Here is a 25,231-nt window from a genome sequence, read left to right on the forward strand (position 1 = left end):
GGCTGCGCCCGGAAGGTCTTGACCGGTAGGCTTTCCGTGTGATCTTCAAGCGCATCGGAAACGGCCGGCCGTACCCCGACCACGGCCGGGAAAGCACCCGGCAGTGGGCGGACGTCGCGCCGCGCCCGGTCCGCCTCGATCAGCTCGTGACCACCAAGCAGCAGCTCGACCTGGAGACCCTGCTGGCCGAGGACTCCACGTTCTACGGCGACCTCTTCGCGCACGTCGTGAAGTGGCAGGGCGACCTGTACCTGGAGGACGGCCTGCACCGCGCGGTCCGCGCCGCCCTCCAGCAGCGCCAGGTGCTGCACGCGCGCGTGCTCGAACTCGGCTGACCCGGCGCAACACGCCCGTTGCCCCTTTCGGGTTCCGCTGAGCGGCGTCTGCTGATCATCTAATAGGCATCGCCGCTCGCGCGCACTACGCTGCGCTCATGAGCATGCTGACTCCCCCCGGCATGGGCGGCCAGTACCGCATCACGGGGGACAAATACCCGCGGATGCGCCCTCCGCGGCGGCGCGGCAGGCTCGCGTTCGCCGTCCTGGCGTCCGTCGCCGCGCTCGGCCTGATCGGCTGGGGGACGCTGCAGCTCATCGACGTCTTCACGGGCGGTGGCAAGAAGGACGCGGCGGCCGGGACCAAGGCGGACTGCCGCACCAAGGCACAGACCGCCGCCGTGCTCGCGCTGCCCAGGCCCGGCGACATCACGGTGAACGTCTACAACGCCACCCCCCGCGGCGGGCTCGCCAAGGACACGGCGGCCGAGCTGAAGAAGCGCGGCTTCCGGATCGGTCACGTGGGCAACGCGACCAAGGAGTTCGACAAGAAGGTCAAGGGCACCGGGGTGCTCCTCGGCCCCGCCTCCGCGCTGAACAGCTCGCTGCCCGTGCTCGCCACCCAGCTGGCCGGCGCCGAGCGCCGCACGGACGCCGCCCACAAGGGCGCCGACGTGGACCTGGTCATCGGCGACGGCTTCAAGAACCTCACCGCGCGCACCGACGCCGACCGGGCCCTGACCACCCTGGCCAAGGCCGGGCAGACCCCCGCCGCCCCGGAGAAGAAGCACTGCTGACCCGGACGGGGCCGGGACGGCACAGGCACGGTCACCGAGCCCGGTGACCGTGCCTGAGGAAACGCCGGGACGGCCCGGCGGGACTACTCGGCGGCGCCGTACAGACGGTCGCCCGCGTCCCCGAGGCCGGGGATGATGTAGCCGTGCTCGTTGAGGTGGTCGTCGACGGCCGCCGTCACGACCGTCACCGGGGTGCCCGCCAGCTCGCGCTCCATGACCGCGACGCCCTCGGGGGCCGCCAGCAGCACCACGGCGGTCACGTCGTCGGCGCCGCGCTCGATCAGCTCCTGGATGGCCGCGACCAGCGTGCCGCCCGTGGCCAGCATCGGGTCCAGCACGTACACCTGCCGGCCGGAGAGGTCCTCCGGCATGCGCGAGGCGTACGTGGACGCCTGCAGCGTCTCCTCGTTGCGGATCATGCCGAGGAAGCCGACCTCGGCGGTCGGCAGCAGCCGGACCATGCCGTCCAGCATGCCGAGCCCGGCCCGCAGGATCGGCACGACCAGCGGGCGGGGACGGGCCAGCTTGACCCCGGTGGTCGACGCGACCGGCGTCCGGATGTCGACGGCCTCGGTCCGCACGTCCCGCGTGGCCTCGTAGGCGAGCAGGGTGACCAGCTCGTCGGCGAGGCGCCGGAAGGTCGCGGAGTCGGTGCGCTGGTCGCGCAGCGTGGTGAGCTTGTGGGCGACCAGGGGGTGGTCGACGACGTGGAGACGCATGTCCCCAACAGTAACCGTGCCCGCCGCCCCCTCGTGCTGGCACCGGCCCGCATCCGGCCCCTGACCGGCCTGGCATCAAACCCCCCGTCCGAGGGAAAGTGGGAGGGACGGACCCGGGGTGGTGTGACTGTGCCTGACCTGCCTGACCACAAGACCGATGCCGCCGCGCGCGCCGAGGACGTCGCCGGTCCGGGAGAGCCCGAGACCGAGGCCCAGCGCCGGCGCCGGCGCGCCCAGTTCCTGCGCGACCTCGCCGAGGCACGCGCGCTGCGCGACCGGGTGCAGCCCCGGCGCGCCAAGGCCGCCCGGCTCCGGCACGCCATGCGGATGCGGACGTTCCGCTGGTAGGGAAGGCCGTCGTCGTACGATCCCGGCAGGAAAGACTCTGGTAAGGAAGATCATCGCCCACGCCGGTGTCCCGGGACGGAGTGCGTGGGCCTCCGGAAAAGCCGCGTACGATCCGCAGGTGGCGGCAACGAGCGCGCCGGTGGGTCGAGCACCCGCCGGATGCGGGCGCACGATCAAAAGAGCCGGACACAGGGAGCCGAAGACGTCCCCTGAACGCCTTGTTTCTGCCACGATTCCGAGTGGGCGGGGCTCGGAGCACAGCTCTCCCCGCCCAGAACCTCCGCCGGGGGGACCCCCAACCGGCACGCCTACGACCAGTGGGAGAGTCACGGTGTACTTCGCCGCACTGCTCGCGCGCACCGAAGACGGGTGGGAAGCGAGCGACACAGAGCTCGACGATGTGGAGACCCTGTCCGATCTGGCCGACCTGGCCCGGGAAGCCTCTCCCGACGAGGACACGGTGTTCGTCCTGATCGAGCAGGAGGACGCCTGGTTCGGTCTCGTCCGGGTCGACGGCGAGGAGGACCCTCGCATCTTCGTCTCGGACGCGGCCGCCGCCGCCCGCAGCGCCTACGGGGAGCTGCTGCTCACGGACGAGCTGCTCGGCCGGGAGCCCGGCGCGGACGACGGGCCGGACCTGGACGCCCTCGACCTCGACGGCACCGAGGACGGCGAGTCCGAGGAGGAGTCCGACGAAGTGGAGGAGGAGCCCACCGCCGCGGGCGCCGTGCCGCACGGCCCGGTGGGCGACGGAGGCATCCTCGACGACCTGGGTGTCGGCGAGAAGGAGCTGCGCGCCCTCGACCCGAACGATGCGCTGGCCGAGATCGCCGAGGCCCTGGGCGCCTCGGAGGTGCTGGAGACCGTCCGCTGATCACGCCCGGACAGCCCGAGAACCCCCGGGACGCGCGGCGGGCGGCCGACCCGGTGCGCGACCCCTGGCGGGCCGCGATGCGGCTCGCCCTGGACCAGGCGGAGCTGGCCGTACGGGGCGGGGACGTCCCCGTCGGCGCCGTCATGCTGTCCCCGGACGGCACGACGGTGCTCGGCGCCGGGCACAACGAACGCGAGGCCACCGGCGACCCCACGGCCCACGCGGAGGTGCTCGCGATCCGGCGGGCCGCCGCCGCGCTCGGCCAGTGGCGGCTGACCGGCTGCACGCTGGTCGTCACGCTCGAACCGTGCACGATGTGCGCGGGCGCGCTCGTGCAGTCCCGCGTGGACCGGGTGGTCTACGGCGCCCGTGACGACAAGGCGGGGGCGGCCGGCTCCCTGTGGGACGTCGTACGGGACCGCCGGCTCAACCACCGGCCCGAGGTCGTCGAGGGCGTCCTGGCCGAGGAGTGCGCCGGGCTCCTCACCGCGTTCTTCCGGGACCGCTGACCGGGGCCCGCCCAACCGATTTCAGCGCATGCCCCACCTTGCTGTAGGGTCTCCCTCGGTAGCGTGTCCGAGCGGCCGAAGGAGCTCGCCTCGAAAGCGAGTGTGGCGCAAGTCACCGAGGGTTCAAATCCCTCCGCTACCGCTTCAGAAGGGCCCCGTCGTGAGACGGGGCCCTTCGTGCATGCCCCGCGTCACCCGGTGGGTACCGCGGCAAGAGACCCCGGCGGGCGGGCCGTTGGTCCCTTCGGGGGGTGCGGCGGTTACACTCGCCGCCGGCAACAGAGCCCACGGGGCACAGGCACAGGGGAGGCCGCGGTGGCGGTGAACGCCAAGAAGATCGCCGTGTACGTGCTCGTGGTCTTCGCGCTGTACGTGATCATCACGGACCCGGCCAAGGCGGCCGACTACGTCCAGATAGCCTTCGAGGGCATCTCGGACGCGGCCAAGGCCATAGGCGACTTCATGACCTGGCTCGCCGACGGGGCGAAGAACTGAGAGAGCCGCCGAGGAAGCCGAGGTACACCCCATGATCCGCCACCTGGTCCTCTTCAGGCTCAACGACGGCGTCGAACGCGACGATCCGCGGGTCGTCGCGGGTGTGGAGGCCTTCCGGGCGCTCGGCGGCCGGATCGAGGAGCTGCGCTTCTGGGAGTGCGCCTGGAACATCAGCGACCGGCCGATCGCCTACGACTTCGCGATCAACTCGGCGGTCGAGGACACGGACGCCCTCAAGCGCTACCTGGAGCACCCGGACCACCAGGCGGGCGTCGCCCTGTGGCGGGAGTTCGCCACGTGGGTGATCGCCGACTACGAGTTCTAGGGCCTGTTGCCCCGCAGCCCCCCGCCCGGAAAGGCGGGGGGCTTTCGCGTGTCCGGGGGCCCAACTTGGCGCCGCGGGGCCACAACACGGGGTTATCGGGTGCTTGCACACAGTGCACATGTCTTGTGATGCTATGACCGCTTTTGACGGATGATTGACCGATGAAGAGGTGGCGTTGACCGTGTCGGCCAGTACTGCGCCGCCCCAGGAGGAGGCGCCCGCACCCGCCTCCGCCCCCGGCGCTCCCGGCGCCCCCGCCACCCCCGTCGCCCCCGAGAAGCGCCGCGGTGCCGACACCCGCGCGCTGACCCAGGTGCTCTTCGCCGAGCTGAAGGACCTGCAGCCGGGCACGCCGGAGCACAACCGCGTGCGGGGGGCGCTCATCGAGGCCAACCTTCCGCTCGTGCGCTACGCGGCCGCCCGCTTCCGCTCCCGCAACGAGCCCATGGAGGACGTGATCCAGGTCGGCACCATCGGCCTGATCAACGCCATCGACCGGTTCGACCCCGAGCGGGGCGTGCAGTTCCCCACCTTCGCGATGCCGACCGTCGTCGGGGAGATCAAGCGGTACTTCCGGGACAACGTCCGCACGGTCCACGTGCCGCGCCGGCTGCACGAGCTGTGGGTCCAGGTGAACAGCGCCACCGAGGACCTCACCACGGCCTTCGGCCGCTCACCGTCGACCGCCGAGATCGCCGAGCGGCTGCGGATCAGCGAGGAGGAGGTGCTCTCCTGCATCGAGGCGGGCCGCTCGTACCACGCGACCTCCCTGGAGGCCGCGCAGGAGGGCGACGGGATGCCGGGACTGCTGGACCGCATCGGCTACGAGGACCCGGCCCTGGACGGCGTGGAGCACCGCGACCTGGTCCGCCACCTCCTGGTCCAACTCCCCGAACGCGAACAGAGAATTCTCCTTCTGCGCTACTACAGCAATCTCACCCAGTCCCAGATCAGCGCGGAACTGGGTGTGTCCCAGATGCACGTCTCGCGGCTACTCGCGCGTAGCTTCCAGCGGCTGCGGTCGGCGAATCGGATCGAGGCATGACCGGCGCACGGGTGCACGGTCCGGAACACACCAGATCACCCCGGATCGAAAGCAGTATCGACCGGTAACCGGCACGAGCGAATCGCTCACCAGGGCGGTTCCCGACAGTTGTGCCCCGAAATACCGTCAGACCCCGTCTTTACAGGGCCGATTCGCATCTGACGTGTCGACATGTCACTACAGCGTGTTGCCGACATGTGACATTCTTCCGGAAGCGCGTTTGCCGGACCTCCGGCTCCGGTATTCAGGTGAAGGCTGCGTTGCTCGAATGGCATCGCCGCCGCGACCGTCCCGCGACCCAAAGGGGGTGGCATGTCCGCAGACCAGGGCAGCTCGAAGGTGCTCACGCCCACGAGCGAGGCAGCGCCCAAGGAGCTCGACGCTCTCGACGTGCTCGTTGACGTCACGGCCCTCCAAGCCGTGCCGGCGCCGCCCGTCCCCGCCGAGGCCGTTCCGGCACCGGCGGACCTCGACACCCGCACCCTGTCCCGCTCCCTGTTCCTGCGGCTCGCCGCACTCGACGAGAACAGCCCCGAGCGCGCCTACGTCCGGGACACTCTGATCGAACTCAACCTCCCCCTCGTGCGCTACGCGGCGGCCCGCTTCCGCTCGCGCAACGAGCCCATGGAGGACATCGTCCAGGTCGGCACGATCGGCCTGATCAAGGCGATCGACCGCTTCGACTGCGAACGGGGCGTGGAGTTCCCGACGTTCGCGATGCCGACGGTCGTGGGCGAGATCAAGCGCTTCTTCCGCGACACCTCGTGGTCGGTGCGCGTGCCGCGCCGGCTCCAGGAGCTCCGCCTGGCCCTCACCAAGGCCAGCGACGAGCTCTCCCAGAAGCTGGACCGCTCCCCGACGGTGGCGGAGCTGGCGGCGGTGCTCGGCGTCTCCGAGGAGGACGTGGTCGACGGCCTCGCGGTCGGCAACGCCTACACCGCCTCCTCGCTGGACTCCCCGGCGCCCGAGGACGACGGCGGCGAGGGCTCCCTGGCCGACCGGCTCGGCTACGAGGACAGTGCGCTGGAGGGCGTGGAGTACCGCGAGTCCCTCAAGCCGCTGCTGGCCAAGCTGCCGCCCCGGGAGCGCCGGATCATCATGCTGCGCTTCTTCGCCAACATGACCCAGTCACAGATCGGCGAGGAGGTCGGCATCTCCCAGATGCACGTCTCCCGGCTGCTGACCCGGACCCTGGCCCAGCTGCGCGACGGACTCATCTCCGACTGAGATCTGCGACCGAGCCTTCCCAACTGACGGAGCGTCAGCCACCATGGCCCGATGCTTCGTACCGGGATGCTTCGTACGACGACATGGACACATGGCCGCCGAGGCGCCGTTACGGCAGCGTCGGCGGCCGTCGTGTGTCTGGGCGCGGCGCTGGCCGCCTGCGGGGCCGGGACGGGCGGCGGCGGGTACACGGCGGTGGGCGGGGTGCCCCGGCAGCCGGACACGGCGACGGCGCCAACGGGCGCCGTGCGGATGGTGCCACTGGACGGCCCGGACGACGGCACCGGCCCGGACGACGGCACCGGCTCCGCCGGGAGGGCACCGCAAGGCGGAACGCGGCCGGCCGCCTCTTCGGCTCCGCCGGCCGGCGCGGCCGCTCCGCCGGGCCGGACAGGCAGTCCCGGAACGGCGGGCCCGTCCGGTCCGTCCGGTCCCGGGCACGCCGGACCGGCGACGGCCGAGCCGAGCGCGTCCGGCCGGGGTACGACCGCTCCGAGCCGCCCGGCGCCGGGCCCGACGACCTCCGGTACGGCGTCACCCGCGCCCGCGGCCCTCACCTGGGGTACCGCCGAGCGCGCGGGCACGGACCGGCGCTGGTGCGAGAAGGTGACCGTGCCCTTCCACAACTCGGGCGGCACGCCCGTGCGTTCGGGCACGGTGACGTTCGGGACGCACGTCATCGGCGCGCTCGGCGTCGACTGGGCGACGGTGGAGTCGACCGCCGCGCTCCCGGTGCCGATCGGCCCGGGTGCGCGCACGGACCACACCTGGACGGTGTGCGTCGACGCCTGGCGTGTGCCGCTCGGCATGCACGTCGAGACGCGCGACGTCTCCGTCCGGTGGGAGTAGGAGCAGGGCCGCGGGGCCTTACATGAACGCCAGCGCGGCGACTCCCACCACGACGGCGATCGCCACGACGACGCCGATGATCAGACCGACGCGGGGGCCCGAGGAGGAGGCGGCCGCCGCCTGCTGCTGCCGGCCCTGGGGAGCCTCGTCGACGAACGCGCGGAACATCTGGGTGCTGCCGGCGGGGTCGTAGTTGCCCTGGGGGCCCTGGGTGTTAGCCATGGCCCGAGACACTAGCGAATCACGGGGTCCGGCCCAAGTGCGGGGCCACCGGGACAGACAGGGGCACCCCGCCCGCGCCCACCTGCCTGTTTACGTTCGCAATACTTGCCTTTGCCAAGTTTTTGCGCCTGGCTGCCCGCCCTTATTTGCCTGCAGCAACCAACCGACTTATGGTTGCCCTAAGCAACGAATACGGGAGGTGTGATGGCCGAGCGGGCGCAGTACGAAGAGCTGGCGCGTCAGCTCAGTGCCGTCGGAGCCGTGAAACGGGACATGGGGCGCATCCTGCCGCCCGACTGCCCGACCGGCTCGGCCGCCGTGCTGACCCTGCTGGGCCGCCACGGCGACATGCGCATGAGCAAGCTCGCCGAGCTGCTCTCCGTGGACATGTCGGTCACCAGCCGGCACGTCGCGCACGTCGCCGCGCGCGGCTGGATAGAGCGGCACCCGGACCCCGCGGACAAGCGCTCGCGCATCCTGCGTCTGACGCCCGCGGGGCTCGAGCAGCTCGACGAGCTGTCCCTGCGGACCACGCACCTGCTGGCCGAGCGGCTGAGCGACTGGACCGACGACGAGGTCGGCCAGCTCATCCGGCTCATGACCCGGCTGCGCGACAGCTTCGGCGACTGCCGGTCCGCCCCGCCGCGGCACGCGTCCGCCACGGCCGCCCCCGTGTTCGAAGAGACCACCCGTACACCCGCAAGCACGTAAGAGAAGGAAGCCCATGGCAACGACCACACCAGCCGGTGTGCGGGCTCACGCCAAGCACGGGGGAGGCGCAGGCCAGGCCCCGATGACGCACCGGCAGATCATGGAGGCCCTGTCCGGGCTGCTGCTCGGCATGTTCGTGGCGATCCTGTCGTCCACGATCGTCTCCAACGCCCTGCCGCACATCATCGGTGACCTCGGCGGCGGTCAGTCCGCCTACACCTGGGTGGTCACCGCCGCCCTGCTGTCGATGACCGCGGCCACTCCCCTGTGGGGCAAGCTCGCCGACCTGTACAGCAAGAAGGCGCTCGTCCAGATAGCCCTGATCATCTACGTGGTCGCCTCGATGGCGGCCGGCCTGTCGCAGAACCCCGGCATGCTGATCGCCTGCCGCGTGGTGCAGGGCATCGGCGTCGGCGGTCTGTCCGCCCTGGCGCAGATCGTCATGGCGGCGATGATCTCCCCGCGTGAGCGCGGCCGGTACTCCGGCTACCTGGGTGCCACCTTCGCCGTCGCCACCGTCGGCGGCCCGCTGCTCGGCGGTGTCATCACCGACACCTCCTGGCTGGGCTGGCGCTGGTGCTTCTACGTCGGTGTCCCCTTCGCGGTCATCGCCCTGATCGTGCTGCAGAAGACCCTGCACCTGCCCGTGGTCAAGCGCGAGGTCAAGGTCGACTGGGGCGGCGCGACCCTCATCTCCGCCGCCGTCTCCCTGCTCCTCATCTGGGTCACCTTCGCCGGTGACAAGTACGACTGGGTGTCCTGGCAGACGTACACCATGGTCGGCGGCTCGATCCTGCTCGGCGCGCTCTTCGTGCTCGTCGAGTCGAAGGCCAGCGAGCCGATCATCCCGCTGCGCCTGTTCCGCAACCGCACCATCACGCTCGCGTCGCTGGCCTCGCTGTTCGTCGGTGTCGCGATGTTCACCGGCACCGTCTTCTTCAGCCAGTACTTCCAGCTCGCCCGCGACAAGTCCCCGACGATGTCCGGCGTCCTGACCATCCCGATGATCGGCGGCCTGTTCATCTCCTCGACCGTCTCGGGTCAGTTCATCACCCGCACCGGCCGCTGGAAGGCGTGGCTGGTCAGCGGTGGCGTCCTGGTGACGGCCGGCCTGGCGCTGCTCGGCGGCATCCGGTACGACACGGACTACTGGAAGATGGCCGTCTTCATGGCCCTGCTGGGTCTCGGCATCGGCATGATGATGCAGAACCTGGTCCTCGCCACGCAGAACCAGGTGGCGCCCTCCGACCTCGGCTCGGCCAGCTCCACGGTCACCTTCTTCCGCTCCCTCGGCGGTGCGGTCGGCGTCTCGGCGCTGGGTGCGGTGATGTCCCGCCGGATCACGCACTACGTCCAGGACGGCATCTCCGCGCTGAGCCCGAAGTACCAGGCCGCGATGGCCGGCTCCGGCTCCACCGACAGCATCCCGGACATGAACACGCTGCCCAAGCCGATCCGGACGCTGCTGGAGAGCGCCTACGGCCACGGCATCGCCGACGTCTTCCTGATCGCGGCCGTCCTCGCCGCCGTCGCGTTCCTGATCACGCTGTTCATCAAGGAGGTCCCGCTGCGGACCAAGGGCGGTCTCGCCCAGGCCGCCGAGGGCGAGGCCCCGGTGACCGACCCGGCCGCCGCCCCGGCCGTCGCCGAGGCGCAGCAGGTCCCGGTCCAGGTCGCCGTCGCCGCCGAGACCGCGCCCGCGGCCACGGCTCCCGCGGCCGCCACGGCCACCGCCACGCAGCAACTGACCGCCGTCGCCTCGGCCGCCGGGTCCGGCGCCACCGGCACCCCGGTCCACGGCTTCGTCCGCGGCGCCGAGAGCGCCCCGGTCCCGCAGGCCGCGGTCACCCTGATCTCGCTGGCCGGCCGCCAGCTCGGCCGCGCGGTCGCCCAGGCCGACGGCTCCTACGCGGTGGACGCGCCGGGCACCGGCTCGTACGTGCTGATCGCCTCCGCCGACGGCTACCAGCCGCAGGCCTCCACGGTCGTGGTGGGCGAGGAGCCGCTGGCGTACGACATCCTGCTCAGCGGCACCAGCGGTCTGACCGGTGTGGTCCGGGCGGCCGGCAGCGCGCTGCCGGTCAAGGACGCCATGGTGATCGTCACCGATGTGCGCGGTGACCTGCTGGCCACCGCCGCCAGCGGCGAGCACGGCGAGTTCGCCTTCACCGAGCTGGTGCCGGGCACGGTGACCGTCGCCGTCAACGCGAGCGGCTTCCGGCCGCGCGCGCTGCCGGTCGAGGTCGCCACCACCGGGATCACCCGGATCGAGGTCGACCTGGACGCCGGCGCCCGGCTGCAGGGTGTCGTCCGGGCCCCGCACGGTCCGCTGGCCGACGCCCGCGTGACCCTGGTGGACCAGGCGGGCAACGTGGTCGGCACGGCCACCACCGGGACGGACGGGGCGTACGCCTTCACCGACCTGGACACCGGCGAGTACACCGTCATCGCGACCGGCTACCCCCCGGTGGCCACCGCGCTGACCGTCGCCGGCGCCGGTGCCGACGACCACGACATCGCACTCGCCCACCCCGGCGAGTAGTTCGACCCACGGCCCGTGGCGCGTGCCGCTCCTGAGGTGCGGCGCGCGCCACGGGCCGGTTTCATTCGACCGATTTGTATGGCTTTCCAGGGAGAAAACGGGATGGGACTGACCGCGAGGATCCGCACCCGGGACGGATGGGCCGTGTCGCACGCGGTCGTCACGGTGACCGACATGACCGGTACGCAGGTGCTGCGCGCCGAGGCGGACCCCGAGGGCGCCGTACGGGACGGCACCGAGCTGGCACCGGGGGCGTACACCGTGATCGTGACCGCCGTCGGGTACGCGCCCGCCGCCTCCAGCGCGATCGTCACCGCCAGTGGACGGGCCGAGGTCGGGACGGTGACGCTGGCCCGGCAGGGCGGCGCCGAACTGCCGCCGCCCGGCCCCTGGACCATCGACCCGGCGCACTCCTCGGTCGCCGCCGTCGCCCAGCACCTGGGGATCTCCAGCGTGCACGGCCGGTTCACGGAGTTCGGGGGCACCATCGAGATCGCCCCCGACGACATCACCAAGTCCCGGGTGGAGGCGGTCATCCGGGCGGCCTCCGTCGACACCGGCAACGGCATGCGCGACACGCACCTGCGCTCCGGCGACTTCCTCGACGTCGAGCGGCACCCGGAGATCACCTACCGCTCCACCGGCCTGGCCCAGGCGGGCCCGGACCGCTGGACGGTCCACGGCGAACTGGCCATGCACGGGGTGGTGCGCCCGGTCGACCTCGACCTGGCCTACCTCGGCACCGGCGCCGACCCGTGGGGCGGCACCCGCGCCGCCTTCCGCGCCACCACCGAACTGCACCGCGAGGACTTCGCGATGAACTACAACCAGGTCCTCCAGGCGGGTATCGCCGCCATCGGCACGACGCTCAGGATCGAGCTGGACGTGCAGGCCGTCCAGGGCGAGTCACTGCCCGCCGCCTGACGGCGCCCGGCCCGCGGCCCGGGCCACCAGACGGGCGCACAGGTCACGCAGTTTGACGTTGCGGTCCTGGGAGGCCCGCACGAGGCGGCGCATCGCCGCCTCGGCGTCCAGCCGCTCCCGCGCCATGACGATGCCGACGGCCTGGTCGATCACGCTGCGGGAGAGCAGCGCGAGCCGTATGTCGGCGGCGGAGGAGCGCTCGCGCTCGACGCGCAGCGCGGTGTCCACCGCGCCGCCGACCCGGGCCGCCAGGTCGCGGGCCGGCGCCCGGTCCGCGCCGAGCGCGCCCGGCACGGTGCCGTACAGGTTGAGCGCGGCGCCCGCCTCGCCCTCGACGTCCAGCGGCAGCGCCAGCACACAGCGCACCCCGGTGGACAGGGCGTACGCCGTGTACTGCGGCCAGCGCGTCTCCTCGGCCAGGTCGGGCGCGTACTGCTCCTCGCGGGTCTCTGCCGCGTCGACGCACGGGCCCGAGCCGTTCTCGTACTGCCGCTGGTCGAGGCCGCCGATCAGCGTCCCGCTCCCGGCGAGCGTCAGCAGCCGGTCGGACCGGCTCACCGTGATGCTGCACGCGGCGGCGCCGGGCATCTCGCCCACCGCGCGGTCGGTCAGGTCGCGCAGCAGCGTGTCCAGTCCGCCGCCGCGCGCCATGACCTGTTCCAGGGCCTCCGACGTGTCGGGTCTCATGCCCTACGGGTATCCCGGCAGCGGCCGCCGATGCAGACGGGCTATCCGTCGGCCGACCGGACGATGCGCCGGGCCAGGTCGCGGAGCTTGGTGTTCTCCCGCTGGGAGGCGCGGACCAGGCTCTCGAAGGCGGCCGCCGCGTCGATGTCGAGCCGCTCCATGAGGATGCCGGTGGCCTGGCCGATGAGGTCCCGGGTGTGCATGGCCTCGGTGAGCTGCTCCCGGACCGTCACCGAGTTCAGGGCGAGGCTGACATGGGTGGTGAGGAGGCGGCCGAGCCGGGTGGCGGTCTCGTCGAAGGCGTGCGGATCACGGGAGTAGGCCGTCAGGGCGGTGAGCCGGCGCTTGTCCGAGCGCAGCCGCATGGACAGCACCGAGCGCAGCCCGTGCCCGGACAGCGCGCCCTGGCCGGGCGTGCCGTTGCCGTCCGCGACCCGCACCACGGGCGAGGTCCACAGCTTCTCCCAGTGCGGCAGCCCCGGGTTCTCCGCGTCCCGCACCACCTCGTCGGTCCAGGCGACCGTGCGCAGGTTCTCGCCCCGCTCCAGTTCGCTGACACCGGCGTGCTCGGCGCCGGGCAGCAGATGCACGGCCAGCCGGACGGCGGCGCTGAGCGTGGCCTGCGGAGTGGTGGTCTCGTGCAGCTGACGAGCCGCCACCGTGAGCGCTTCGGCCAGCTCCAGGCCGTCCGAAAAGCGCTCGAGATCGGAAATGTCAGACGAAGCCACCACGAACCTCTCGGATGACACGGCCCTGCGGCCATGCTCAGGAGAGCTCCGCAGCACATTCCCGACTGCGAGCACACGACAGCTGATTATTTTAGCTGCCCCATTGCGGTGAGGTGATGCCCGACCGGCGCCGGACCACCGGCCCCGCCCGCGGCCCCGCGTCACGCCGACATCCCGAGCGTGTGCCCAGCAGGGTCAGGCTGAGCGGGCCCGGTGCGATCTAGGCTGCGCCCATGGCACCCAACATCGCGACGAACATCCGTGTGTCCCTGGACGAACTGCTGGACTTCGTACGCCCCCGCCACCACGCGATCCTGCTCACCCGCCGTGCCGACGGCGGCCCGCAGGGCTCCCCGCTGACCTGCGGGGTCGACGACTCGGGCCGGATCGTGGTCTCCACCTACCCGGAGCGCGCGAAGACCCGCAACGCCAAGCGCGACCCCCGGGTCACCCTCATCGTCCTGAGCGACGACTGGAACGGCCCCTGGGTCCAGATCGACGGCACGGCCGAGGTGGTCGACAGCCCCGACTCGGTGGAGCCGCTGGTCGAGTACTTCCGGAACATCGCCGGTGAGCACCCGGACTGGGACGAGTACCGCGCGGCCATGGTCAAGCAGGGAAAGTCGATCATCCGGGTGACCCCGGAACGCTGGGGACCGGTGGCGACCGGCGGCTTCCCGGCCCGGCTGGCCGGCGACGGGTAGAGCCGGGTCAGCCGCGGGCGACCATCGCCTCGATGCCGGCCACCAGCAGGTCGAGGGCGAAGGCGAAGTCGCGGTCCATCATCTCCGCGACCGTGTCACCGCCGCGGGCGTCCCTGATCTCCTGGGACTCCTGGAGGTGGTCCGCGGCCCCCGGGTGCCGCCGGGCGGCGTCCATGGCCCGCTGGTAGTAGTCGTCCGGGGTCAGACCCGAGTCGGCGACGCGGGACAGGAACTGGCCCTCCAGCGTGCCGTAGCCGTAGACGAACTGGAAGACGGCGGAGATGGCGCCGGTCACCCGTGGTGCGGGCAGCCCGGCCCGGCGGACCACGCGCTGCACGCCGCGGGAGAACGCGAGCGCGTGGGGGCCGATGTTCAGGTACCGGCCGGCCAGCGGCGACAGCCAGGGATGACGGACCAGCAGTTCCCGGTACCCGGTGGCCAGCTCCCGCAGTTCGGCCCGCCAGTCGGCGCCGTCCCGCTCCCCGGGCGGCCGCAGCTCGCCGTAGGCCGCGTCCAGGGCGAGTTCGAGCAGGTCGTCCTTGGTGTCCACGTACCAGTACAGGGACATCGCGGTGACGTTCAGCGCGGCGGCCAGCCGCCGCATGGAGAACCCCGCCAGCCCGCCGGCGTCCAGCAGCCGCACGCTCTCGGCGGTGATCCGCTCCCGGTCGAGCCCCGAGGGCTGCGCGCTGCGCCCGCCGCGCCGCTCCCTCCGCTCCAGCCAGACGCTCTCCCGCGCCGCCCCAGCACCAGCCTTCGCCACCGACGCACCCCTCTCGAACTCCGGCCCCGTCCCGGGGACGCCAGGCGCGCGGGCCGTCCCGGAAGCGCGGCGAACTGCGCGATCCACCACATACCCCATGGGCCGCGCGCCTACCCCGCCCGGCTCCGGACACGGGGAGGGCGGTGGCCTTCCGGCCACCGCCTACCCCGTCCGTGCCGCTCGCGGGCCGGTGCTCGGCCGCGCGTCAGCCGCCCGCCTTCCGGGTGAGGTCGTAGAAGGTCGCCGAACCGGCCGTCACCTTCCTGAAGTTGCTCTGCACCCAGGAGCTGATCTCCGAGCCCGAACCGCTGCCTCCCCTACCGCCACCCATACCGCCGCCGGCGATGAAGTAATGGATCCTCCCTTGCGCCACGTACTTCTTGAACCGGGCCAGGGTCGGGGACGGGTCGGTGCCGTTGAAGCCGCCGATCGCCATCACCGGGGAGCCGGTGGCGAGCTGGTAACTCGCCGCGTTCTGCGAGCCGATGGAGGCCGCGACCCAGGTGTAGTCACCCGCGTCCGTCTCCAGCAGCTTCCTGGCCGCGGAGCCGACGTGCGCGCCGTCCAGCAGGCCGCCTGCACCGCCACCGCGCGCCCGGCCGCCCTCGCCCACCGTGCCGCCGCCGGGGAAGCCGCCGCCCGGGAAGCCGTTCCCGTTCTGCCGGCCCGGTTGGCCCGGCTGGTTCTGGCCCTGGGCGCCGCCGTTCTGCCCCGGCATGCCGCCGCCCGGGAAGCCCTGTCCTTGTCCTTGTCCCTGACCCCGGCCTTGTCCCTGGCCCGGCATGCCGCCGCCGAAGCCGCCGCGTGCGCCGTCGCCCGTCCGGCCGCCCGGACCGCCCGGACCGCCGAAGCCCATCGTGCTCGCGCCCGCCGGGCCGGCCGTCGGGATGGAGCCGGTGTGCGCGGAGTTCACCGTGCTGAGCGTGTACGCCGTCGGGCCGGCCAGCGCGGCCAGCAGGCCCACCGCCGCCGCGCCGAGCGCGAGCCGCCGGGTGAGCCGGCCGGCGAAGACCAGACCGAGCGCGGCCACCAGCCCGCCGACCAGGACCAGCCACTTCAGCCAGGGCAGATAGCCGGGGGTGCGGTTCAGCAGCACGTAGCCCCAGGCGGCCGCGGCCACCACGGCGCCCGCGAGGGTGATCGACGCCCAGGTCCTCGCGCGCTTCTCCCACAGCAGCCCGGCGCCCATGCCGGTGACGGCCGCGACGTAGGGCGCGAGGGCCACCGTGTAGTACTGGTGGAAGATGCCCGCCATGTAGCTGAAGACCACCATGGTGATCAGCAGCGAGCCGCCCCACACCAGGAACGAGGCGCGCGTGACGGACGCACGCCGGGCCCGGCGGGTCGCCCACAGGCCCGCGGCCAGCAGGATCAGCGCGGCCGGGATCAGCCACGAGATCTGGCTGCCGATCTCGGAGCCGAACATCCGGTCCCAGCCGGTGGAGCCCCAGCGCCCGGCGCCGTTGCCGCCACCGCCGCCGCCGACGCTGCCCGTCTCGTCACCGCTGATCCGGCCGAGGCCGTTGTAGCCGAAGGTCAGCTCCAGGAAGCTGTTGTTCTGCGAACCGCCGACATAGGGGCGCGAGGAGGCCGGCCACAGCTCGACGACCGCGACCCACCAGCCGCCGGCCACGACGAGCGCGACGGTCGCGAGGCCGAGCTGCGCCAGCCGCCTGCGCAGCCGCACCGGACCGCAGACGGCGTACACGACCGCCAGCGGCGGCAGGATCAGGAACGCCTGGAGCGTCTTGGCGAGGAACGCGAAGCCGATCGCGACCCCCGCCCCCACCAGCCACCGGGTCCGGCCGTCCTCCACGGCCCGTACGACGAAGTAGCAGGCCAGCGACATCAGCAGGGCCAGCAGGGCGTCCGGGTTGTTGAAGCGGAACATGAGCGCCGCGACCGGCGTGAGCGCCAGCACCGCGCCCGCGACCAGACCGGCGACAGGGCTGAACCGGCGCCGTACGGCCGCGTACACGACCGCCACCGTGCCGACGCCCATGAGGACCTGGGGCGTGAGGATCGCCCACGAGTTCAGGCCGAAGACCCTGACCGACAGCTCCATCGGCCACATGAAGGCCGAGGGCTTGTCGACGGTGATGGCGTTGCCCCCGTCGAGCGAGCCGAAGAAGAACGCCTTCCAGGACGTGCTGCCCGCCTGGACGGCCGCCGAGTAGAAGGAGTTCGCCCAGCCCGAGGCGCTCAGGCCGCAGAGGTAGGTGCCGAGGGTGAGGAGCAGCAGGCCGAGGAAGGCCGGGCGGGCCCAGCGCGGGTCCTCGGGCCGGCCGCGCCACAGCCTGCCCGGCAGACCCTGCCGGGGCGCGCCGGGCCCGGGGGCCTCGGCGGGAGCCGTGGTCGGCGGGCCCCAGGCGGCGGGTGCGCCGTGTGCCCCGGTCCGGTCGTGGTCGGTGGTCATCGAAGATCCCCCGGGTCGGTGTCGTGAGGGTGCACCGGCTGGAGCCGCACGGTGGCGTCCCTCCAGCCGGGGTCCGCGGCCTCGCCGGCGCGGATCTGGGTGGTCCGGTACGAGGTGTACGGCTGGTGCGGGACCGGCCGGTACGGCACGGCCGGCGTGCCCGCGGGCGCGGCCGGGGCGTGCGGGGCGGCCGTCGACGCGGCGCCCAGCTCCGCACCGCGGTCCGGGAAGACCCAGGCGCGGAAGAGCAGGAAGCGCAGCACGGTCGCCGCGAGGTTGGCGGCGATGAGCACCGCCAGTTCGGTGGAGTGCGCCGGGCTGCCGCCGGCCGCGTTCAGGGCGGCCAGCGAGCCGCTGGTCAGGGCGAGCCCGATGGCGAAGACCACCAGGCCCTGCGCCTGGTGGCGGACCGCGCCACCCCGGCCGCGCACCCCGAAGGTCAGCCTGCGGTTGGCGGCCGTGTTGGCGACGGCCGAGACCAGCAGGGCGAGCGCGTTGGCCGTCTGCGGGCCGGCGAACTGCCGGAAGCCGCTGTAGAGGAGCAGGTAGAACAGCGTGGAGAGGCCGCCGACCACGCAGAACCCGACGAGCTGGCGGGCCAGTCCCCTGGGCACGTCCTGGATGTCGCGGTCGCGGGGGTCGTCGCCGAACGGCCGGGTGAGCCGGTCCAGCGGCAGCGAACCGGTGGCCAGGGCCCTGCCGACGCGCCACACGCCCTTGAGGTCGTCGGCGGCCGTGCGCACGAGGTGCACGGTGGAGTCCGGGTCGTCGACCCAGTCCACCGGCACCTCGTGGATCCTGAGCCCGGCCCGCTCGGCGAGCACCAGCAGCTCGGTGTCGAAGAACCAGCCGGTGTCCTCCACCAGGGGCAGCAGCACCTGGGCGACGTCACGGCGGATCGCCTTGAAGCCGCACTGCGCGTCGGAGAAGCGGGCCCGCAGGGAGCCGCGCAGGATCAGGTTGTAGGCCCGGCTGATGAACTCGCGCTTGGGGCCGCGCACCACCCGGGAGGCCCGGGCGAGCCGGGAGCCGATCGCCAGGTCCGAGTGGCCCGAGATCAGCGGTGCCACCAGCGGCAGCAGGGCGTTGAGGTCGGTGGACAGGTCGACGTCCATGTACGCGAGCACCGGCGCCTCGGAGGCGGACCACACGGTCCTGAGGGCGCGTCCGCGGCCCTTCTGCTCCAGCCGGAAGCCGGTGACTTCGGGAAGTTCCGCCGCCAGCCCCGCCGCCACCTGCGGGGTGCCGTCCGTGGACGCGTTGTCCGCGATCGTGATGCGGAAGGCGTACGGGAAGGTGCGGGTCAGGTGCTCGTGCAGGCGGCGGACGCACGGCCGGAGGTCCTTCTCCTCGTTGTGGACGGGGACCACTACGTCCAGGACAGGCGTTCCGGCGTCTGTGGCCGGGAGGTGCTCCCGCGCCGGCAGGGTGCCGGGAGAAGAGTCGGTTCGCATGCCCCCGACTGTCGTCAGGCGCCCTGTCGCACCCATGTGGTGGTGCTGTGCTGTGCCTGTGAGTGGGACCGCCCGGCGGATCCGGCGGCCTGCCGGGGGACGGCGGGAGCGGCCGCGGGCAGGCGCACCGTGAACACGGTGCGGCCGGGCACGCTGTCCACGGTCACGGCACCGCCGTGCGCCGTGGCGACGGCCTGCACGATGGCGAGCCCCAACCCGGTCGATCCGGTGGCACGCGAGCGCGCGGAGTCCCCGCGGGCGAACCGCTCGAAGACGTTCGGCAGCAACTGCGCCGGTATGCCGGGCCCGTCGTCCTCGACGTCGACGCACATCCACGGCCCGCGCCGCTGCACGCGCGCGGTGACGGTCGTGCCGGGCGGGGTGTGCTTGCGGGCGTTGCCCAGCAGGTTGACCAGCACCTGCTGGATGCGTGCCGCGTCCGCCGTGGCCAGGGCCGGTTCGTCGGGCAGGTCGAGCCGCCAGTTGTGGTCCATGCCGGCCGCGCGGGAGTCGCTGACCGTGTCGACGATCAGCGGGACCAGGTCGGTCCGCTCGAACTGGAGCGGGCGGCCGGCGTCCAGCCGGGCCAGCAGCAGCAGGTCCTCCACGAGCAGGGTCATCCGGCCGGCCTCGGACTCGATCCGCCCGAGGGCGTGCCGGGTGTCGGGCCCGACCTGTTCACGGCCGCGCCGGGTCAGCTCGGCGTACCCGCGGATGGAGGCGAGCGGGGTGCGCAGCTCGTGGCTGGCGTCGGCGACGAACTGCCGTACCCGCGTCTCGCTCTGCTGGCGGGCCTGCAGGGCGCCGTGCACGTGGTCCAGCAGCCGGTTGAGCGCGGCGCCGACCCGGCCGACCTCGGTGTGCGGGTCGCACTCGGACTCCGGGACCCGTTCGCTGAGGTTCACCTCGCCGGTATGGAGGGTGAGTTCGGAGACCCGGCCGGCGGTGGCGGCGACCTTGCGCAGCGGGCGGGTGGCGACGCCGACGAGCACGTACCCGGCGATGGCGGCGGCCACCAGCCCGGCCACGGTGACGCTGGCCTCGATGAGGATCAGGGCGTCGACGTTGTCGTCGACGTCCTTGGTGGGCAGCGCGACGTAGAAGGCGTCGGCGCTGTCCACGGCCACCCGGTAGCGGACGAGGTAGTGGCCGAGCCCGGGGAGCTCCACGGTGTGGGCCCTGTCGTCCTTGGGCACCGTGTTCAGGGCGTTCTTCTGCGCGGTGCTCAGGCTGTCGGCGCGCATCCTCCGGAAGAAGCCGTTGCCGTAGTCGAGCTGCTCCGAGACGGCGGCGCTCCTGATCGCGCCGCCGCGCACGTAGGCGGCGACGGTGTTGCGCTGGGTGGGCCCCTTGGTGAGCAGGTTGCCGACCTTCTCGGCCGGGGTGTCGTCCGTCCGCGGCGCGGGGCCGGGGAGAGCCGGTGCGTCCGGGCCCTGCTGCAGGTGGCCGGTGGCGCGCTGGACGATCTCGGACACCTTGCGGTCGAGCTGGTCGTACAGGTGCGAGCGCAGCGCCAGCGTGGTCACCGTGCCGATCACCGCGCACACCACGGCGATCAGCGCGACGGACGCGACGACGAGCCGGGTCCGCAGGGTGCGCGGCTGGGCCGCGCGCCGCCGCCGCGGGCGCGGCCGTCGTCGTCCGCTCATGACACGGCGGGCTTGATCAGGTAACCGGCGCCGCGCCGTGTGTGGATCATGGGCTCGCGGCCCGCGTCGATCTTCCGGCGCAGGTAGGAGATGTACAGCTCGACCACGTTGGCCTGGCCGCCGAAGTCGTAGGACCAGACCCGGTCCAGGATCTGCGCCTTGCTGAGCACCCGGCGGGGGTTGCGCATCAGGAAGCGCAGCAGCTCGAACTCGGTCGCGGTGAGGTGGATGGACTCCCCGGCCCGCGCGACCTCGTGGCTGTCCTCGTCCAGGCTGAGGTCGCCGACGACGAGGACGGAGTCGGAGCGCCGGTCGGCGGCCCCGGACCTGCGGATCAGACCCCGCAGCCGGGCGACGACCTCCTCCAGGCTGAACGGCTTGGTGACGTAGTCGTCGCCGCCCGCGGTGAGTCCGGCGATACGGTCCTCGACGGCGTCCTTGGCCGTGAGGAACAGGACGGGCACGTCGGGCAGGTCGCGGCGGAGCCGGCCCAGCACGGAGAGGCCGTCCATGTCCGGCAGCATCATGTCCAGGACAACGGCGTCGGGCCGGAACTCGCGCGCGGTCCGCAGGGCGCCCTGCCCGTCGCCCGCGCTCCTGATCTGCCAGCCCTCGTATCGGAGGGCCATGCTCAGCAGTTCGGTGAGCGACAGCTCGTCGTCCACCACAAGCACGCGGACGGGGCTCCCGTCCGGCCTCAGCAGTCCGGTGCGCCCCTGGGGCGAGGTCGTGGTCATGGCGGACACCCTGTCGGGATCCTCTGAGAACACGCTTTCACGAATCTGTGATTCTCCTGAGAAACGCACAGGAGCCTTACAGCGAACGCCTGGGTGCCCCGCAGGGGCGGACCGTGCGTCAGAACAGGCCGTCCTGCTCCCTTGCGAACTCCCTTGCGGGGAAGGTGAGTACGTCGTCCGCCGGGGGCAGCGGGACCAGCTCCCAGCCGGTCATCAACCGGGTGTCGAGCACCACGGACTCCCGTCCGGCGACCGCCAGGTGCAGGTCGGGCCCGGCGGCGGCGACCAGCCGGCCGCCGACGGCACCGCCCGCGACGAGCCGGAGCACGGCGCCGGAGGCGGCCGGCGCATCGGCCAGCCCGAAGCCGCGCACATGGTCGACGGGACGGCACGGCTCGGCGGTCAGCGCCTCGGGCCACCCGTCCAGCGCGACGGCGCGGGCGTGCAACGCGCGCACCTCCGCGGCCCGTTCGTCCTCGGTCACCGGGAGCACCGCCCGCACCGCGCGCTTGTCGGCGTACGGGATCCGGTCCGGGACCCGCAGGGCGGCCCGCAGCAACTCCTCGGCGCGCCGGGCGGCCATCAGCGGTCCGGTGCCCAGCCAGCTGAAGCAGACGGCCCCCTGCTCCAGCAGCCGCGCGGGCCCGCGTCCGACGGCGGTGATGCCGACCTTGACCATGCCGGGCCCGAACCACGCCAGGTACACCCGGTAGGGCCGCGGATCGTCGGCGAGGGTGTCGGCCGCCACCGAGTGCGCCCGGTCGAGCCGTGCGCACTCCTCGCACCGGGCCCCGGTGCTCCGTTCCGGCACGGCCGCCCGCACCGGACAGGCGTGCCCGCGGGCGCCCACGCAGTGCCGCACCGAGCCGCCGGGGACGGCGAACGCGACCCGCTTGCCCCAGGACAGCGCACTGCGCCGTCCGCCGTCCCACACCAGTGCGGGACCCTCCGGCGTCCAGCGCAGCCCCGAGCAGCTCCATGTCCGTGCCATCACCGCTGAGCGTAGAAGGCGGGTACGACAACGGGCGCCCCGCGGCCGGGCGGCGGGCGGCGGGCGGAGCTCGGCGCGGGAGCTGACCCGGCGCGGGAGATCACCCGGTGCACGAGCCGGAGATCAGTCGGCCGCCGGTACGGGGAGCGGTTCGACGCGGACCCCCTGCGGCACCACGGCGACCGCGGTCCGGCCCCGCCCCGCCATCCGGCAGCCGAGACACCCGGGGTGCCCGTACCGGGCCTGTTCGTCACGGACCCGCATGCTCCACTGGCTCCTCGGCCGGATGCCCGGCGGTTTCCCCCAGCCCGTCAGGTGCAGCGCCCAGGTGACCAGCGCGCTCACGGCCACGAGCACCAGACCGCCCACCAGGGTGGGCGCCGAGGAGGCGCAGACCCCGGCCCCGGCCACGGCGCTCCCGACGGTCGCGACGGCCACACCGGTCCAGCCGGCGATCGTGTGACCCTCTTCGTACAGACTCATGACGTGCCTCCGGGAGAGATTCCCTCACGGGCTAAGAGATTTACCGAACTGAATATCTCACGAACTAAGGGATTCTGGAAGATGGACGGCACGCCCCGACCGCCCGCCTCCCCGGCGCAGGCGCTGTCGGCAATGGACCACCTCATCGCCGCGCACCTGATCGGGCAACAGGAACTGGCCCGGCGGCTGGGCCTGAACGTCACCGACCTGACGTGCTTCGCCTTCGTGCTGGAGGCGGGGGAGGACCTGCTCACGGCCGGCGACCTCGCGGCCCGCGCGCACGTCACCACGGGCGCGGTGACCGGCATCCTCAACCGCCTCGAACGCGCCGGCTACGTCACCCGCCGCCCCGACCCCGCCGACCGCCGGCGTGTCCGGGTGGCCGCCGTACCGGAGGCGGTGACCCGCGTCGAGGCGGTGTACGCGGGCCACTACCGGCGCCTCACGGCCCTGTTCGCCGACTACTCCCCCGGGGAACTGGCGATCATCACCGACTGGTTCACCCGGGCCACGGCCCTGGCCCACGACTACCTGGAGAAGCTGAACCGGAACGACCCCGAGGAGGAGTGCTGACACACCGGGGCCCGAACGAGACCCGAACTACCGTCCCCCTGGGGCGGTTTCGTGGCACCCCGCCAAGGGCCACTGCCCCTGGGCGGCTCCGGGAGATCATGCGAGAGTGAGCCCATGACGGCACCGGAAGCCATGGTCGTGACGGTCGACGAGGTCGAGGGGCTCGCCGTGGACGGGCTGCGGTGGCTGACCGCGGCGGTGCGGGAAACCGCCGGCGGAGGCCTCGCCTGGACGACCAGGCCCTCGGACGACGAACTCAACCCGATGCTCTACAGCGGTACGGCCGGGATCGTCCCCGTGCTGCTGGAGGCGTGGCGGCACTTCGGAGACGACTCCTACGCCGACACCGCGCTGCGCGCGGCCCGCGGCCTCGCGGACTCCGTCGACGGCATCGACGGCGACTCCCTCTACTTCGGCCGTACCGGAATGGCTCTCGCGCTGAGGGCCGTTCACGACGAACTCGGTGACACGGCCGCCGGCGCCGCCGCGGACCGCGCACTGGAGATCGTGCGGTCACGCTTCGACGGGACGCGTTGGGGCGATCCGTTCGAGCTGATGGGCGGCAACGCGGGGATCGGCCTCGGGGCGCTCCTGGCCGGCGACGCCGAACTGGCCGTCCTCGCGGTGGAGCCGTATCTGCGGACGGCGGAGCGGACCCCGGCGGGCGTCCACTGGGCCCACCGCACGGGCGTCGACTCCCGCCTGCACCACATCTCGCACGGCACGCTCGGCATCGTCCTGGCGCTTGCCCGGGTCGGCCGGGCCACCGGCCGTGCGGACCTGGTCGAGCTGGCACTGGCCGGTGCCGCGGACGTCGTGGCACGTGACGAAGCGGGACCGGAAGGCTTCCTGGTGCCGCATTCCACCCCGCAGTACCGCCCCGATCTGATCGAGCCCATCAGCTACGGCTGGTGCCACGGCCCGGCCGGCGACGCGCAGGTCTTCCGACTGCTGCGGGACCTCACGGCCGACCCCGCCTGGCCCGCCCTCGCCGACCGCTGCTGGCACACGGTCACCCACTCCGGCCTGCCCCGGCGGCCGCGACCCGGCTTCTGGGACAACAACGGCCGCTGCTGCGGCACCGCGGGAGTCCTCGCCCTGGCCTGCGACCGGATCGCCGAACAGCAGGACCCCCACGACTTCGCCCACGTCCTCGTCGCGGACCTCGCCGCCCGCGCGACCCGGGACACCGGCGGCGCCCGCTGGTCCAACGTCGAGCACCGGGCCACCCCGAGCGAACTCGAACCGTGCACCGGCTGGGCGATGGGCAACGCGGGCATCGTCCGCGAACTCCTGCGCTTCGTGCGGCTGAGCCGCGGAGGCGATCCCCGCTACGCGTTCGCCTGGCCGGATCAGCCCCCGGTACCTGCTCAGGTGAGCGGCCCCTGACCTGCCGGTCGATCGGCTGCCGTACACCCTGAAACGCCAGAGGCCCCGGATCTCTCCGGGGCCTCTGGTCTGTGTGCACTCGGCAGGATTCGAACCTGCAACCTTCTGATCCGCAGCTCTAGAGAGATGGGTCGGAGACGGTCATACAGGTTGCGTTCTGGCCTCCAGGGGGCGCTACGGGGTGGGGCCGGTTGCTGTGGTTGCTGCATCCGGCTGCTGTACAGCAGGATCCGGGTGGGGGTGACGGGTGTGGAGCGGGAACGACTCGAACGACTGCTGGTCGGGGGCGATGAGGCGTCTGTAGCCGCTCTGGCGGCGCTCCGCTGCGGCGGCCCCTACATGGTCTGGGACGGGGCTACGTCGGCCCAGTCGCTCGCCCTTGTCTATGGACGCCGGCTGCGGCTCACGCGTCGCCGGGGCGCCCAGACCACGAACCTGGAACGCACCGTGCAGCTACTCAGTCTGCATCAGCAGCCTGTTCGCCTGGGACAGATCAGGGCTGCCGATGGCTCCTGTACGTTCATGCTGTTCCTGACCGAAGACGGCAGCAGGCTGATCGCGTGCACCAGCGTGCGGCGGACCCACGTCTGAACCTCAGCCGACGTCAGCGACGACGGCGGCCGTCGAAACGATCAGGCGCGCGTGTGTCTCGCCGTACCCCCACCGGGCTCAGCCACGCTACTGACGCCGTCGACCAGAGCAAGCCGCAGCGGCCGGCGCGTGACCACCGCGGCGTGCCCTCAGCTTGGAAAGCTCGTTTCCCCTAGAGGCAGTTGGGCTTCTGATCAGCGGGGG

At 72.7% G+C, this 25,231-nt stretch carries 28 protein-coding genes and 1 tRNA gene; 18 read left to right on the forward strand and 11 right to left on the reverse strand.

The features are described 5' to 3' along the window. Positions 1-38: 38 nt before the first annotated feature. Both B446_RS18555 and B446_RS18560 read left to right on the forward strand, forming a co-directional pair. Positions 39-335, forward strand: a complete 297-nt coding sequence (locus B446_RS18555) for a type II toxin-antitoxin system VapB family antitoxin (protein ID WP_003986294.1) — start codon at positions 39-41, stop codon at positions 333-335. 98 nt (positions 336-433) lie between these two features. After that, positions 434-1,072 carry a LytR C-terminal domain-containing protein gene (locus B446_RS18560; protein WP_234967515.1) on the forward strand — a complete coding sequence of 213 codons (639 nt, stop codon included), beginning with the start codon at positions 434-436 and terminating at the stop codon, positions 1,070-1,072. A gap of 83 nt (positions 1,073-1,155) precedes the next feature. Here the strand turns inward: B446_RS18560 and upp are convergent, their stop codons facing one another. Further along, entirely contained in the window at positions 1,156-1,791 is a 636-nt protein-coding gene (gene upp, locus B446_RS18565; RefSeq protein WP_020940980.1) for a uracil phosphoribosyltransferase, read from the reverse strand. A gap of 129 nt (positions 1,792-1,920) precedes the next feature. Here upp and B446_RS18570 point away from each other — a divergent pair, with 129 nt between their 5' ends. The 9 genes from B446_RS18570 to B446_RS40965 all read left to right on the forward strand — a co-directional run bounded on the left by B446_RS18570 (position 1,921) and on the right by B446_RS40965 (position 7,463). Further along, positions 1,921-2,139 carry a hypothetical protein gene (locus B446_RS18570; protein WP_020940981.1) on the forward strand — a complete coding sequence of 73 codons (219 nt, stop codon included), beginning with the start codon at positions 1,921-1,923 and terminating at the stop codon, positions 2,137-2,139. A 331-nt stretch (positions 2,140-2,470) separates the two neighbouring features. Next, complete coding sequence (locus tag B446_RS18575) at positions 2,471-3,013, forward strand: hypothetical protein (protein WP_020940982.1); 543 nt, start codon at positions 2,471-2,473, stop codon at positions 3,011-3,013. A gap of 77 nt (positions 3,014-3,090) precedes the next feature. Further along, positions 3,091-3,522: a tRNA adenosine(34) deaminase TadA gene (gene tadA, locus B446_RS18580; RefSeq protein WP_043478571.1), complete on the forward strand. Its 432-nt coding sequence runs from the start codon at positions 3,091-3,093 to the stop codon at positions 3,520-3,522. Positions 3,523-3,579: 57 nt separating this feature from the next. Continuing rightward, positions 3,580-3,664 (forward strand) — tRNA-Ser (locus B446_RS18585). 173 nt (positions 3,665-3,837) lie between these two features. Further along, positions 3,838-4,017 carry a hypothetical protein gene (locus B446_RS18590; RefSeq protein ID WP_020940984.1) on the forward strand — a complete coding sequence of 60 codons (180 nt, stop codon included), beginning with the start codon at positions 3,838-3,840 and terminating at the stop codon, positions 4,015-4,017. Between the two features lie 31 nt (positions 4,018-4,048). Continuing rightward, positions 4,049-4,342: a Dabb family protein gene (locus B446_RS18595; protein ID WP_020940985.1), complete on the forward strand. Its 294-nt coding sequence runs from the start codon at positions 4,049-4,051 to the stop codon at positions 4,340-4,342. A gap of 175 nt (positions 4,343-4,517) precedes the next feature. Next, positions 4,518-5,387: an RNA polymerase sigma factor SigF gene (locus B446_RS18600; RefSeq protein ID WP_020940986.1), complete on the forward strand. Its 870-nt coding sequence runs from the start codon at positions 4,518-4,520 to the stop codon at positions 5,385-5,387. Positions 5,388-5,699: 312 nt separating this feature from the next. Continuing rightward, positions 5,700-6,614, forward strand: a complete 915-nt coding sequence (locus B446_RS18605; protein ID WP_020940987.1) for an RNA polymerase sigma factor SigF — start codon at positions 5,700-5,702, stop codon at positions 6,612-6,614. A 606-nt stretch (positions 6,615-7,220) separates the two neighbouring features. Further along, positions 7,221-7,463 (forward strand): hypothetical protein, encoded by a 243-nt coding sequence (locus B446_RS40965; protein ID WP_420010340.1) that lies wholly within the window; start codon positions 7,221-7,223, stop codon positions 7,461-7,463. 18 nt (positions 7,464-7,481) lie between these two features. On the opposite strand, the gene B446_RS18615 is transcribed toward B446_RS40965, so the two are convergent. Beyond that, positions 7,482-7,685 (reverse strand): hypothetical protein, encoded by a 204-nt coding sequence (locus B446_RS18615; protein WP_020940989.1) that lies wholly within the window; start codon positions 7,683-7,685, stop codon positions 7,482-7,484. 204 nt (positions 7,686-7,889) lie between these two features. Here B446_RS18615 and B446_RS18620 point away from each other — a divergent pair, with 204 nt between their 5' ends. The 3 genes from B446_RS18620 (at position 7,890) to B446_RS18630 (ending at position 11,862) form a co-directional block, all read left to right on the forward strand. Continuing rightward, complete coding sequence (locus B446_RS18620) at positions 7,890-8,396, forward strand: MarR family winged helix-turn-helix transcriptional regulator (protein WP_020940990.1); 507 nt, start codon at positions 7,890-7,892, stop codon at positions 8,394-8,396. 13 nt (positions 8,397-8,409) lie between these two features. Next, positions 8,410-10,938: an MFS transporter gene (locus B446_RS18625; RefSeq protein ID WP_106960584.1), complete on the forward strand. Its 2,529-nt coding sequence runs from the start codon at positions 8,410-8,412 to the stop codon at positions 10,936-10,938. A gap of 102 nt (positions 10,939-11,040) precedes the next feature. Continuing rightward, positions 11,041-11,862: a YceI family protein gene (locus tag B446_RS18630; RefSeq protein WP_020940992.1), complete on the forward strand. Its 822-nt coding sequence runs from the start codon at positions 11,041-11,043 to the stop codon at positions 11,860-11,862. Here the strand turns inward: B446_RS18630 and B446_RS18635 are convergent. Together B446_RS18635 and B446_RS18640 are read right to left on the reverse strand one after the other, a co-directional pair. After that, the gene (locus B446_RS18635) at positions 11,845-12,549 is read right to left on the reverse strand and encodes a GAF and ANTAR domain-containing protein (protein WP_020940993.1); all 705 of its coding nucleotides are present in this window, start codon (positions 12,547-12,549) and stop codon (positions 11,845-11,847) included. The two genes, B446_RS18630 and B446_RS18635, sit on opposite strands and share 18 nt — an antisense overlap. 41 nt (positions 12,550-12,590) lie before the next feature. Next, positions 12,591-13,277, reverse strand: coding sequence for a GAF and ANTAR domain-containing protein (locus tag B446_RS18640; protein WP_234967516.1), 687 nt, complete (start codon positions 13,275-13,277; stop codon positions 12,591-12,593). Positions 13,278-13,510: 233 nt separating this feature from the next. Here B446_RS18640 and B446_RS18645 point away from each other — a divergent pair, with 233 nt between their 5' ends. Next, on the forward strand, positions 13,511-13,981 hold the full coding sequence (locus B446_RS18645) for a PPOX class F420-dependent oxidoreductase (RefSeq protein ID WP_020940995.1): 471 nt from the start codon (positions 13,511-13,513) through the stop codon (positions 13,979-13,981). A 7-nt stretch (positions 13,982-13,988) separates the two neighbouring features. Here B446_RS18645 and B446_RS18650 read toward each other — a convergent pair whose 3' ends face one another. The 7 genes from B446_RS18650 to B446_RS18680 all read right to left on the reverse strand — a co-directional run bounded on the left by B446_RS18650 (position 13,989) and on the right by B446_RS18680 (position 22,474). Continuing rightward, positions 13,989-14,744, reverse strand: coding sequence for a TetR/AcrR family transcriptional regulator (locus B446_RS18650; protein ID WP_020940996.1), 756 nt, complete (start codon positions 14,742-14,744; stop codon positions 13,989-13,991). Positions 14,745-14,949: 205 nt separating this feature from the next. Next, entirely contained in the window at positions 14,950-17,160 is a 2,211-nt protein-coding gene (locus B446_RS18655; RefSeq protein WP_020940997.1) for an ArnT family glycosyltransferase, read from the reverse strand. Then, entirely contained in the window at positions 17,157-18,614 is a 1,458-nt protein-coding gene (locus B446_RS18660; protein WP_043475953.1) for a bifunctional glycosyltransferase family 2/GtrA family protein, read from the reverse strand. Before B446_RS18660 ends, B446_RS18655 begins: the two co-directional genes overlap by 4 nt. A gap of 14 nt (positions 18,615-18,628) precedes the next feature. Further along, the gene (locus B446_RS18665; protein ID WP_020940999.1) at positions 18,629-20,263 is read right to left on the reverse strand and encodes a sensor histidine kinase; all 1,635 of its coding nucleotides are present in this window, start codon (positions 20,261-20,263) and stop codon (positions 18,629-18,631) included. After that, the gene (locus tag B446_RS18670) at positions 20,260-21,000 is read right to left on the reverse strand and encodes a response regulator transcription factor (RefSeq protein WP_020941000.1); all 741 of its coding nucleotides are present in this window, start codon (positions 20,998-21,000) and stop codon (positions 20,260-20,262) included. The genes B446_RS18665 and B446_RS18670 overlap by 4 nt, the downstream gene beginning before the upstream one ends. 118 nt (positions 21,001-21,118) lie before the next feature. After that, positions 21,119-21,991, reverse strand: coding sequence for a DUF2797 domain-containing protein (locus B446_RS18675; RefSeq protein ID WP_043475956.1), 873 nt, complete (start codon positions 21,989-21,991; stop codon positions 21,119-21,121). Between the two features lie 123 nt (positions 21,992-22,114). Further along, positions 22,115-22,474 carry an HGxxPAAW family protein gene (locus B446_RS18680; protein ID WP_020941002.1) on the reverse strand — a complete coding sequence of 120 codons (360 nt, stop codon included), beginning with the start codon at positions 22,472-22,474 and terminating at the stop codon, positions 22,115-22,117. A gap of 81 nt (positions 22,475-22,555) precedes the next feature. Between B446_RS18680 and B446_RS18685 the strand changes: the two genes are divergently transcribed. The 3 genes from B446_RS18685 (at position 22,556) to B446_RS18695 (ending at position 25,027) form a co-directional block, all read left to right on the forward strand. Further along, positions 22,556-23,047 (forward strand): MarR family winged helix-turn-helix transcriptional regulator, encoded by a 492-nt coding sequence (locus B446_RS18685; protein ID WP_043475959.1) that lies wholly within the window; start codon positions 22,556-22,558, stop codon positions 23,045-23,047. 114 nt (positions 23,048-23,161) lie between these two features. Next, entirely contained in the window at positions 23,162-24,436 is a 1,275-nt protein-coding gene (locus B446_RS18690) for a lanthionine synthetase LanC family protein (protein ID WP_043475962.1), read from the forward strand. Between the two features lie 240 nt (positions 24,437-24,676). Next, a complete protein-coding gene (locus B446_RS18695; RefSeq protein WP_234967517.1) occupies positions 24,677-25,027 on the forward strand; it encodes a hypothetical protein in 351 nt (116 codons plus the stop codon). The last annotated feature ends 204 nt before the right edge of the window (positions 25,028-25,231 follow it).

The organism is Streptomyces collinus Tu 365 (genome assembly GCF_000444875.1).
Lineage (GTDB): Bacteria > Actinomycetota > Actinomycetes > Streptomycetales > Streptomycetaceae > Streptomyces > Streptomyces collinus_A.

Excerpts from the sequence above, each read along its gene's own strand:
- B446_RS18560 (WP_234967515.1), top strand. The coding sequence starts at position 434 with ATGAGCATGCTGACTCCCCCCGGCATGGGCGGCCAGTACCGCATCACG.
- upp (WP_020940980.1), bottom strand. The coding sequence starts at position 1,791 with ATGCGTCTCCACGTCGTCGACCACCCCCTGGTCGCCCACAAGCTCACC.
- tadA (WP_043478571.1), top strand. The coding sequence starts at position 3,091 with ATGCGGCTCGCCCTGGACCAGGCGGAGCTGGCCGTACGGGGCGGGGAC.
- B446_RS18595 (WP_020940985.1), top strand. The coding sequence starts at position 4,049 with ATGATCCGCCACCTGGTCCTCTTCAGGCTCAACGACGGCGTCGAACGC.
- B446_RS18605 (WP_020940987.1), top strand. The coding sequence starts at position 5,700 with ATGTCCGCAGACCAGGGCAGCTCGAAGGTGCTCACGCCCACGAGCGAG.
- B446_RS18615 (WP_020940989.1), bottom strand. The coding sequence starts at position 7,685 with ATGGCTAACACCCAGGGCCCCCAGGGCAACTACGACCCCGCCGGCAGC.
- B446_RS18620 (WP_020940990.1), top strand. The coding sequence starts at position 7,890 with ATGGCCGAGCGGGCGCAGTACGAAGAGCTGGCGCGTCAGCTCAGTGCC.
- B446_RS18625 (WP_106960584.1), top strand. The coding sequence starts at position 8,410 with ATGGCAACGACCACACCAGCCGGTGTGCGGGCTCACGCCAAGCACGGG.
- B446_RS18630 (WP_020940992.1), top strand. The coding sequence starts at position 11,041 with ATGGGACTGACCGCGAGGATCCGCACCCGGGACGGATGGGCCGTGTCG.
- B446_RS18635 (WP_020940993.1), bottom strand. The coding sequence starts at position 12,549 with ATGAGACCCGACACGTCGGAGGCCCTGGAACAGGTCATGGCGCGCGGC.
- B446_RS18645 (WP_020940995.1), top strand. The coding sequence starts at position 13,511 with ATGGCACCCAACATCGCGACGAACATCCGTGTGTCCCTGGACGAACTG.
- B446_RS18655 (WP_020940997.1), bottom strand. The coding sequence starts at position 17,160 with ATGACCACCGACCACGACCGGACCGGGGCACACGGCGCACCCGCCGCC.
- B446_RS18660 (WP_043475953.1), bottom strand. The coding sequence starts at position 18,614 with ATGCGAACCGACTCTTCTCCCGGCACCCTGCCGGCGCGGGAGCACCTC.
- B446_RS18665 (WP_020940999.1), bottom strand. The coding sequence starts at position 20,263 with ATGAGCGGACGACGACGGCCGCGCCCGCGGCGGCGGCGCGCGGCCCAG.
- B446_RS18670 (WP_020941000.1), bottom strand. The coding sequence starts at position 21,000 with ATGACCACGACCTCGCCCCAGGGGCGCACCGGACTGCTGAGGCCGGAC.
- B446_RS18675 (WP_043475956.1), bottom strand. The coding sequence starts at position 21,991 with ATGGCACGGACATGGAGCTGCTCGGGGCTGCGCTGGACGCCGGAGGGT.
- B446_RS18680 (WP_020941002.1), bottom strand. The coding sequence starts at position 22,474 with ATGAGTCTGTACGAAGAGGGTCACACGATCGCCGGCTGGACCGGTGTG.
- B446_RS18685 (WP_043475959.1), top strand. The coding sequence starts at position 22,556 with ATGGACGGCACGCCCCGACCGCCCGCCTCCCCGGCGCAGGCGCTGTCG.
- B446_RS18690 (WP_043475962.1), top strand. The coding sequence starts at position 23,162 with ATGACGGCACCGGAAGCCATGGTCGTGACGGTCGACGAGGTCGAGGGG.